The organism is Curtobacterium sp. MCBA15_009 (assembly GCF_001864895.1).
Classification (GTDB): Bacteria; Actinomycetota; Actinomycetes; order Actinomycetales; family Microbacteriaceae; genus Curtobacterium.
The window spans coordinates 313,042-322,554 of sequence record NZ_MJGO01000038.1 but is presented as its reverse complement, the minus strand read 5'-3'; the positions used below and the strand labels follow the sequence as shown (position 1 = coordinate 322,554).

The 9,513-nt window shown below is 73.5% G+C and carries 10 protein-coding genes; 5 read left to right on the top strand and 5 right to left on the bottom strand.

All coding sequences use genetic code 11. The features are described from left to right. Positions 1-182: 182 nt before the first annotated feature. Both BIU97_RS13255 and BIU97_RS13250 read right to left on the bottom strand, forming a co-directional pair. Positions 183-926 carry a hypothetical protein gene (locus tag BIU97_RS13255; protein WP_071290564.1) on the bottom strand — a complete coding sequence of 248 codons (744 nt, stop codon included), beginning with the start codon at positions 924-926 and terminating at the stop codon, positions 183-185. Between the two features lie 19 nt (positions 927-945). Next, on the bottom strand, positions 946-1,785 hold the full coding sequence (locus tag BIU97_RS13250; protein ID WP_071297904.1) for a siderophore-interacting protein: 840 nt from the start codon (positions 1,783-1,785) through the stop codon (positions 946-948). A gap of 28 nt (positions 1,786-1,813) precedes the next feature. On the opposite strand from BIU97_RS13250, the gene BIU97_RS13245 reads away from it, so the two are divergent. The 4 genes from BIU97_RS13245 to BIU97_RS13230 are packed head-to-tail and all read left to right on the top strand — an operon-like array spanning position 1,814 to position 6,100. Then, on the top strand, positions 1,814-2,893 hold the full coding sequence (locus BIU97_RS13245) for a FecCD family ABC transporter permease (protein WP_441294397.1): 1,080 nt from the start codon (positions 1,814-1,816) through the stop codon (positions 2,891-2,893). Beyond that, a complete protein-coding gene (locus BIU97_RS13240; protein ID WP_083420943.1) occupies positions 2,890-4,140 on the top strand; it encodes a FecCD family ABC transporter permease in 1,251 nt (416 codons plus the stop codon). The genes BIU97_RS13245 and BIU97_RS13240 overlap by 4 nt, the downstream gene beginning before the upstream one ends. Next, complete coding sequence (locus tag BIU97_RS13235) at positions 4,137-5,084, top strand: ABC transporter ATP-binding protein (RefSeq protein WP_254782995.1); 948 nt, start codon at positions 4,137-4,139, stop codon at positions 5,082-5,084. The genes BIU97_RS13240 and BIU97_RS13235 overlap by 4 nt, the downstream gene beginning before the upstream one ends. Before the next feature lie 11 nt (positions 5,085-5,095). Then, positions 5,096-6,100, top strand: a complete 1,005-nt coding sequence (locus BIU97_RS13230; protein ID WP_071260725.1) for an ABC transporter substrate-binding protein — start codon at positions 5,096-5,098, stop codon at positions 6,098-6,100. A gap of 91 nt (positions 6,101-6,191) precedes the next feature. Here the strand turns inward: BIU97_RS13230 and BIU97_RS13225 are convergent, their stop codons facing one another. Continuing rightward, positions 6,192-6,392 (bottom strand): PLDc N-terminal domain-containing protein, encoded by a 201-nt coding sequence (locus BIU97_RS13225; protein ID WP_071260723.1) that lies wholly within the window; start codon positions 6,390-6,392, stop codon positions 6,192-6,194. Between the two features lie 113 nt (positions 6,393-6,505). Further along, positions 6,506-8,560 (bottom strand): transglycosylase domain-containing protein, encoded by a 2,055-nt coding sequence (locus tag BIU97_RS13220; protein WP_254782994.1) that lies wholly within the window; start codon positions 8,558-8,560, stop codon positions 6,506-6,508. 146 nt (positions 8,561-8,706) lie between these two features. Between BIU97_RS13220 and BIU97_RS13215 the strand changes: the two genes are divergently transcribed. Continuing rightward, positions 8,707-8,898 (top strand): hypothetical protein, encoded by a 192-nt coding sequence (locus BIU97_RS13215; protein ID WP_071260719.1) that lies wholly within the window; start codon positions 8,707-8,709, stop codon positions 8,896-8,898. Between the two features lie 86 nt (positions 8,899-8,984). Here the strand turns inward: BIU97_RS13215 and BIU97_RS13210 are convergent, their stop codons facing one another. After that, entirely contained in the window at positions 8,985-9,479 is a 495-nt protein-coding gene (locus tag BIU97_RS13210; RefSeq protein ID WP_071260717.1) for a MarR family winged helix-turn-helix transcriptional regulator, read from the bottom strand. Between the last annotated feature and the right edge of the window lie 34 nt (positions 9,480-9,513).

Sequence of the window (9,513 nt, the reverse complement as noted above, 5' to 3'; positions counted from 1 at the left end):
CGACACCGCCACGGGCCTCCTGTCCATCTCGCGCTCGCGCTGCGCGCCCGCGGCAGCAGTTCCGCGCATGAGCAGCAGAAACGCGCGTAAGCAGCCGGAAGGAACGACCTCCCACGCGCGAAACCGCTTCCAACGCCGCGCGCGATGGGAAGGAACGCGGGCAGGACGCCCACTGCACGCGGTCAGGGCGTCGGGGTGACCGTCCACGTGCCGTTGGTCTGGATCGCCATGACGCCCGGCAGGTCGACGTCGTACGACCTCGCGAAGGCCCCGGAGTCGCCGAACAGCTGCGGCCGACCCGAGGTCGTGAACACGCGGCCGGAGAACGAGTCGCCGGAGCCGGCCGGGCGGTAGTCGACCGTCACGTGCGACACGTCGTCCGAGAAGAACAGCACGGCCGGTCCCTTGCCGGACTGCGCCCCGCTGACCAGGGGCAGGTCGTTCCAGCTGCGGAGCGTCACCGACCACGAGCCGCGCGCCTCGACGATCACCGACTGCTCGGGGCCGTCGGACGACAGCACCCCGGTCAGGAAGGACGCCCGCAGCGGCGCGGAGGCCCGGCCGAACGGCGACATCCTGCCGGGCGCGGTGACGGTCGCCGTGCCGGTGCAGGCCGAGCAGTCGAGTTCGACGACGACCGCGATCGGCCCGGAGCTCGTGAACGCGACGTTCGCGTCCCCGCTGCCGGAGGCCGAGGCGCTCGAGCCGTCGGCGACCCGCCCCGCGGTGACGGTGCGCTCGGCCGGGCTCGCGATCGCCGGACGGGTCGCGGTGGGCGTCGGAGTCGGGGTCGGCGTGGCGGTCGGCGTCGCCCGTGCGGCCTCCGTCCGGTTCGGCGCGGGTGCGTCACCGGTGACGGAGCACCCCGTCACGAGCAGCACCGCTGCCACGACCGCACCGACGACGCCCACCCCACGGATCCCCATGGGGCAAGCCAACCACGCCTCAGGCCGGGACGGGTTCGCGGGCCTCGCGCTTCCAGAAGCCGGAGAACGTGATCCGGGTCTTCGACAGGCCGGCGCGGTGCAGGTGGCGGCGCCCCTCGGTGGCGAGGCCGGACTCGCCGACCACGAACGCGTAGCCCCGGTCGTCGGTCGGCACGATGCGCTGGAGGGTGGCGAGCGCCGCACGGCCGGGCACCGCGCCCGGGTCGACCTCGTCGCGGACGAGCCACGTCACGCGGACGCCGGCGGGGGCGTCGAGGCGGCGGACGTCGGCGGCGGTCGGGACCTCCTGCACGATGTGCCCGACGGTGTCGCGGGGCAGCGAGGCCGCGATGCCGACGACGGCGGGCAGGCCGGTCTCCTCGGCGGCGATGATGACCTCGGTGGCGTCGGTCGGTGCGTCGAAGATGCAGCCCTGGTCGAGCAGGGCGAGCTCGTCACCGGGACGGGCGGCGCAGGCCCAGATGGCCGCGCGGCCCTCGGGCTCGCCGTCGGCGGTCGTGTGGACGACGAAGTCGACGTCGAGCTCGGCGGTGCCGTCGGACCGGTGTCGGTAGCCGGCGACGGTGTAGTTCGCGCAGTGCGGGCGGACGTCCTCGGGGATGGCGAGGAAGGTCGGCCACCACTTCGTGCCGTCGAGGTCCGGCATGTGGAAGCGGTCCTGGTCGGGGCGCTGGACGAACAGGCGGAACCAGTGGTCGAAGCCGAGGAACGGGAACTCGTGCAGGTCGTCGCCGGTGACGGTGACGCGCTGCACCGACGGCGTCAGGCGCTCGCTCCGCAGGACCCGGGCGCGGAAGAGCCGGGGGTTCTGGGGCAGGAGCCGCGGGGTCTTCGCCATGAGGCAAGGCTAACCTAAGATGATCTCCGTGCCAGCCCCCTCCCCCGCTCTGGCTCCCGACCCGGGAGCACCGACGCGCGACGTGCCCGCCGCCCTCGGGGTGCACCGCTCCGCCGTCCGCCGTCGCACCGCCGTCGTCGTCGGACTCGTCGGGGTGCTCGCGCTCGTCGCGGTGGCGAGCATGCTCCTCGGCAGCAACCGGATCGGCGTCGACCAGGTGCTCGCCGGGCTGACACGGACCGGCTCGGGCACCGACGAGGCGATCGTCTGGGGGTCCCGCATCCCCCGCACGCTCATCGGGGCGGCCGTCGGTGCGGCACTCGGCATCGCCGGGCTGCTCATGCAGGGCCACACCCGCAACCCCCTCGCCGACCCCGGCCTGTTCGGGGTGTCGGCCGGAGCCGGACTCGCGGTGGTCCTCGGCGTGTACGTCTTCGGCGTCACGAGCACCGGCGCGACCGTCTGGTTCGCGCTGGCCGGCGCGATGGTGGCGAGCGTGGTGGTCTTCTCGGTGACGATCGCGGGCAGCGGCACGGCCAGCCCGGTCCCCCTGGCCCTGGCGGGCGCCGCGGTGTCCGCGCTGCTCGGCGCGTTGACGTCCTTCGTGGTGCTCACCGACCAGGACTCGCTCGACGCCTACCGCCTGTGGGTCGTCGGCTCGCTCGCGGCCCGGCAGCTCGACGTGCTCGGGGCGGTCTGGCCGTTCCTGCTGGTCGGGCTCGTGCTCGCGGTGTGGAACACCCGGGCGCTCGACGCCCTCGGGCTCGGCTCGGACCTGGCGCGGGGCCTCGGCGAGGACGTCCTGGTCGCGCGGCTCGTCGGCCTGGGCGGGATCACGCTGCTCGCCGCCGGGGCGACCGCGGCGGCCGGGCCGATCGGGTTCGTCGGCCTGACGGTCCCGCACGTGGCCCGGGCGCTCGTCGGCACCGGCCACCGGTGGACCCTGCCGGTGTCCGCGCTGGTCGGCGCCGCCCTCGTGCTGTTCGCGGACGTGGTCGGGCGCCTGGTGGGCGGGTTCTCCGAGGTCGAGGTCGGCATCGTGCTCGCCGTCATCGGCGGCCCCGTGTTCGTCGCCGTCGCCCGTCGTCGATCGCTGGTGTCGCTGTGAGCGCGCCGAGCAGCAGCGCGAGCGCCAGCGCCACCACCAGCGCCGGCACCAGCACCAGCACCAGCACCAGCGCCACCACCGGCACCAGCGCCAGCGCCAGCACGACCACCGGCACCACCGCCACCACCGGCACCACCGCCACCAGCGCCACCAGCGCCAGCAGCGCCAGCACCGCCGCCCGCACCCCCGGCGACCGCCCCCGCGCCGGCGTCCGCATCGGCCCGGTCGGGCTCGCCTGGCGCCCCCGCGTCCTGGCCTGGACGGTGGCGTCGATCGTCGCCGTGCTCGTGCTCGTCGTGCTCGGCGTGGCGATCGGCTCGACGTGGATCACCCCCGGCGTGGTGGTGCGGTCGCTGCTCGGGCTCGAGTCCGGCCCCGAGGGCTTCATCGTCACGACGCTCCGGCTGCCGCGGGTGCTCACCGGCGCGCTCGTCGGCCTGACGCTCGGCGTCGCCGGTGCCCTGACGCAGACCTTCACCCGCAACCCCCTCGGCACGCCGGACATCATCGGCGTCACCTCGGGCGCGAGCGTCGGCGCGGTCGCCGCGGTGGTGCTCGGCGGCGGTACCTACTCGGTGTCGTCCTCGGTGCTCGGCGCGGGGATCCCGCTCGCGGCGACGATCGGTGCGCTCGTCGCCGCCGCCGTCGTGTACGGGCTCGGCTGGCGCGGCGGCGTGCAGAGCTACCGGCTCGTGCTCGTCGGGATCGGCGTCGGGGCCACGCTCGACGCCGTCACCAGCTACCTGCTCGTGCGGGCCAAGATCACGGCGGCGGCGGCCGCCTCGCAGTGGCTCGTCGGCAGCCTGTCGAGCACGTCCTGGTCGAGCCTCTGGCCGCTGCTCGTGGTCGCCGCGGTCGCGGTGCCGCTCGCCCTGGCGACGAGCGCGGCGCTCGGGATCGGACAGCTCGGCGACGACGTCGCGACCGGGGTCGGCCTCGGCGTGCAGCGACACCGGTTGCTGGTGATCGCGCTCGCGGTGGTGCTGACCGCGGCGGCGGTCGCGGCGGCCGGTCCGGTCGGTTTCGTCGCGTTCGTGGTGCCGCAGGTCGGACTCCGGCTGGCCCGGACGAACCGCCCGCCCCTCCTGCTCGCCGGCATGCTCGGCGCGCTGCTCGTGCTGGCCGCCGACCTGGTGTCCCGCTCCGCCTTCCCGTGGCAGGTGCCGGTCGGCATCGTCACGACCGTGATCGGGGCCCCGTACCTGATCTGGCTCCTCGTCCGTCACCGCAAGGAGATGTCCCGATGACCACCACAGGTGGAACCAGCACGACCACCACCGCCGCCACGAACGCGAACGCGACCGCGACCACCACCGGCGCCACGACCGCGACCACCACGGAAGCGACCGCCCCGCGCGGACACCCGACCCCGCCGGTGCTCGAGGCGCGCGGCCTGTCCGTCGGCTACGACCGCCACGCCGTGCTCACCGACCTGGACCTGCGCATCGAACGCGGCACCGTGACCACCTTCCTCGGCGCGAACGGCTGCGGCAAGTCGACGCTGCTCAAGGCGTTCGGCCGCGTGCTCAAGCCGCAGGCGGGCGAGGTGCTGCTCGACGGCGCGCCCATCCGCCGCGAGCCGAACCGGCAGGTCGCCCGCAAGCTCGCGATCCTGCCGCAGTCCCCCGTCGCACCGGCCGGCACGAGCGTGCTCGACCTGGTGATGCGCGGTCGGAACCCGCACCAGTCGTGGGCGAAGCCGTGGACCGCCGAGGACGCCGCCGTCGCCGAGCAGGCGATCGCGGCGACCGGGTTGACCGAGGTGGCCCACCGCGACGTCGCGAGCCTGTCCGGCGGGCAGCGGCAGCGCGCGTGGATCGCGCTCGTCGTGGCGCAGCAGGCGCAGACGCTGCTGCTCGACGAGCCGACGACGTACCTCGACCTCGCGCACCAGCTCGAGGTCCTCCGGCTCGTGCGTCGCCTGAACCGCGAGCAGGGTTCGACCGTCGTCATGGTGCTGCACGACCTGTCGCTCGCGGCGCGCTACTCGGACCGGCTCGTCGTGCTGCACGACGGCGGTGTGGCCGCCGACGGGCCGCCGGCCGAGGTGCTCACGCCGGCGCTGCTCGAGCACGCCTTCGGGTTGCACGCTCGGGTCCTCGCAGACCCGGTGACGGGTGCACCGATGATCGTCCCCGAAGCCGACGAGCACGACCGGCAGGCACTGGCGGCCGACCGCGACTTAGGTTAGCCTCTCCTAACGTGAAGCACTCCCTCCGCGCCGCCCTCCTGACCTCCGTGGCCGTCTCGGCCCTCGTCCTCACCGGCTGCTCCGGCACCGGGTCGGACGACGACCGCGCCGACGGCGGCACCGGCTCGTCCAGCGCTTGGTCGTACAAGGACGCCACCGGCACCACCGTGAAGGTCGACCACACGCCGAAGCGCATCGTGGCCCTGAACGACATCGCGATCTCGTTCGTCGAGTACGGTCTGCACCCCGTCGGCACGTTCGGCCAGCAGCCGATGACGAAGGACGCCCGGTTCGACGACCTCGACACCGACGGCATCACGCAGCTCGGCACGGCCTACGGGGACATCGACCTCGAGCAGCTCGCCGCGCTCAAGCCGGACCTCGTCGTGACCTCGGTCTACCCGACCGACGAGAAGGGCACGCTCGACGCCACGCAGCCCTCGTACGGCTTCAAGGACAAGGAGCAGCAGGAGCAGGTCGAGGCCATCGCACCCGTCGCCACCGTCGAGTGGGGCGGCAAGGGCGAGGACGTCATCGAGCACATCGCCGACCTGTCCGAGTCGCTCGGTGCCGACGAGGCGACCGTCGACGCGGCCGAGAAGCGCTTCGACACCGCCGAGCAGGCGCTGTCCCGTGCGGCGGACGAACACGACCTGTCGGTCGTGTCGATGTACGCCGACGGCGACGGCGCCTACGTCACGCGACCGGCCGACGAGCCGACGCTGCAGATGTACCGGTCGTTCGGCGTCGACTTCGTCGACCCGAAGCCGAAGGGCTTCTACTGGGGCATCTACTCGTGGGAGAACGCCGGACAGATCAGCGGCGACGTGCTGCTGCTGTCGCAGCAGGGCTACCAGGTCGCCGACCTCGAGAAGCAGCCGACCTTCGCCGACAACGCGGCACTGCAGGCCGGCCAGGTGCACAGCTGGACCTTCCCGGCGCTCGACTACGCCTCGCAGGCCGACTACATGACGCAGCTCGCGGGCTGGCTGGACGACAGCGAGAAGCTCTCCTAGACGCACCCGTGTGACGGACGGGAGGCCCGGTGCCAGCTGGCACCGGGCCTCCCGTCCGTCCCGTGGTCGCGTCCACCGCACGCGACCGGCGTCAGTGCTGCACCACCCGCCGCGTCGTCGCGGCGACGCCCTCGACCACGAGGAGTCCCACGGCACCGAGCACCGGGACGAACACGACGAGCAGCGTCCAGAGGATCTTGGTCGCCTCTCCACGACGGGTCGACCGCCAGCACAGGACGAGTGCGACGACGTCGAGGACGATCAGTGCGGTCAGCACGGCGAGGTGGGCCATCTGGTGCTCCTTCGGGTGTGTCGGAGCACCGACGCTACGCCGGGCCGGTGCGGTGCCGGATCGTCCGGGCGGATGATCCGGCACCCACGGTCGGATGACCGCGGCCGACCGCCTCACCCCGTCGGGAGTGCGGCGTTCACGGCCGTCTGCGCCTCGCGCCACACCGAGGCCCTGGCGCCGGCGTAGGTGTCGCCCTGGCCGTTCGAGTACGAGCGCAGGTTGTGCTTCGCACCGTCGGTGTTGCCCTGCCAGTACGCCGTCACCGCGCGCGAGCTGCCGCCGACCAGCCAGATCTGGTCGGCCGCGTCGGTGGTGCCGGTCTTCCCGAACAGGGTCGTGCCGTCCGGTGTCTGGCCGCCCGCAGCGGTGCCGCCACGGAACGCGCCCTGCATGACCTCGAACGCGGTGGCGGCGGTCTGCGGCGAGACGGCCTGGGAGCAGGTGCGCGGCTGGCCGCCGAGCTCCGTGCCGTCCGGGCCGGTGACCTGGTCGACGACGACCGGGGCGCAGTACGAGCCGCCGTTCGCGATGCCGGCGTAGGCGGCGGCCATCGTCAGCGGCGCGATGCTCTCGGTGCCGAGCAGCGACGCCGGGTTCCACGGGAGCTCGCCGCCGGTGGCCAGGTGCACGCCGAGCCGCGTCGCGACCCGTTGGACGTCGCACAGGTCGAGCTGCTCGGCCATCGACTGGTAGGCGGCGTTCACGGACTGCGCGGTCGCCGACCGGACCGAGTACGGACCCCGCTGGGCGGGCGAGTCGTTCTTCGGCTGCCAGAACGCCTCGAGCGGTTCGCCGCACGCCGTCCACGAACTGTGCGGGTGCGGGGTGCCGTCGACGACGGTGTCCGGGCTCCGGCCGGACTCGAGCCACGCCAGCAGGGTGAACATCTTGTAGGTCGAGCCGGTCTGGAACCCCGTCGCGTCGCCGTCCGCCCGGTCGACGGCGTAGTTGAGCGACGTCGCGGTCCGCGGCGCCTGCGCCGACCGGTCGTAGTCGGTGTTCTGCGCCATCGTCAGCACGCGACCGGTCCCCGCCTCGACGGTGTCGAGCGTGGCGCCGAGTGCCAGCCGGGTCTCGGTCTTCGGGTCGTACTGGTCGAGCAGCTGCGCGTGCCGGGCGTTCAGGTCGAGGTCGAGCGTCGTCTGGATCCGGTACCCGCCGGTGCGCCAGGCGTCCGCCCGCTGCTGCTTCGTCGCCCCGAGCTGCGGGAGCCGCTCGGTGATGCGCGTGGCGAAGTCGCAGAAGTACGCCGCGCCCGCCTCGACCGCCGCGCACCCCTGCTGCGGGGCGGTGAGGTGGACGAGGTCAGCGAGCCGGGCTTGCCGCGCGGCGCGGTACTCGTCCTCGGTCAGGTGCCCCTGCTCGTGCATCGACCGCAGGATGACGTTGCGACGGGCGGTGTTGTCCCGGTGGTGGTCCGGCGTCGAGAGGTCCCGGCGCTCCGGCCACTGCACGATCGCGATGAGCGACGCGGCCTCGGCCGGGGTCAGGTCGGTCGCGGACTTGCCGTAGTAGTGGTGCGCCGCCGACTGCACGCCGTAGGTCTGGTCGCCGAAGTAGGCGATGTTCAGGTAGGCGGTGAGGATCTCCTGCTTGGAGTACTGCTTCGCCAGCCCGATCGCGAGCTTCATCTCGGCGAGCTTCCGCTGCGGCGAGCGCTTCGTCGCCTCCTCGTAGGCGGCCGTCTGTTCCTCGAGCGTCGGCAGCTCGCTCGCCCGCTGGATCTTGATGTTGCGGACGAGCTGCATCGTGAGCGTCGACCCGCCGGACCCGCCCTCGCCACGGGAGGCCGCGACGCTCACCAGTGACCGCACCATCGACGTCGCGTCGACACCGCCGGTCTCGTAGAAGCGCTTGTCCTCGCCGTCCACCGCCGCGTGCTCGAGGTCGTCGTCGATCTGGTCCAGCGTCAACTGCTGGCGGTCCTGGGACCAGACGTCGGTCAGGTGCACGGGTTCCCCACCGCGGTACGCCCAGATCTCGTTGCGCTGCGGCAGGTCCCCGATCTCGATGTGCTCCGGCATCGACTCGAACACCCCGATCGCCGACGTCGCACCGAGACCGGCCACCGCGATGACCGGCGTCACCCCGACCCCGACCAACAACCCGGCGAGCACACTGCCGCCCACGAAGCCGAGGCCGGCTCCCCCTGCACGTCTGATCGTCATCGTCCTGCTCCCCCTCGTGCCGCACGGTCCGGTGCGGCTCGTGGAGCGTCCCAGCCCCGCTCGGGCGACCGCCGGGACTCCGCCGCGGATCGCCCGCGTGTCCGCTGGGAGACCGCCGGGCCGGACCGGGGGCCTACGCTGGTCGGGTGGCACGCACCGACCCCGCACGACCCCATCGCCTCGCCCTCGTCGGGGCCGTCGTGGCGCTGCTGGTCGGCGTCGGCCTGCTCGTCAGCCCCTGGGACGGCCTGGTCGCGGTCGTCGCCTGGGTCCTCATCGTCGGCGCCGTCGCCCTGGCCGCCGTGACCCTGCTCTTCGCCCGGGCGCCACGCAGCTGAGACAGCGGCGCCGCGCAGCACTTCGCGGCTGCGACCGCGGCTGCGACGGCTGCGGTGCGGGGGCGCGGCCGCGCCCCCGACGGTGGTCAGCCGCGGCGGCGCGGGGTCGCCGACCGGGGCGGGTTCGCCCGCAGGTGCTCCGCGGCCCGACCGAGGATCCGCGCCAGGTCGTGGACGTCCGCGTCCGACAACGACGCGAACAGCAGCTGCTGCAGCGCCTCCACGTGCCCGGGGAACACGGCCGCCAGCACGGCACGGCCGTCGTCGGTGATCGAGACGACCGTGCTGCGTTCGTCGTCCGGTGACGGCGCCCGCGTGACGAGCCCGCGCTGCTCGAGCACCTGCGCCTGGTAGGTCAGTCCGCTGCGGCTGTAGACGACGCCGTCGGCCAGGTCCGTCATCCGCTGCTGGCCGGCGGGCGCGTCGCCGAGCCGGGCGAGCAGTTGGAACTGCACGTACTTCAGCCCGCCGACGTCGCGCAGCTGTTGCTCGACCGCGTGCCGCAGCAGGCTGCCCACCTCGGTGAAGGCGAAGTACGCCTGGAGCTCGGTGGCGGTCAGGGTCCGGGGCGTGTCGTCCATCGGTTCCATCCTACCCGTTGCTTCGAGTTCGAAG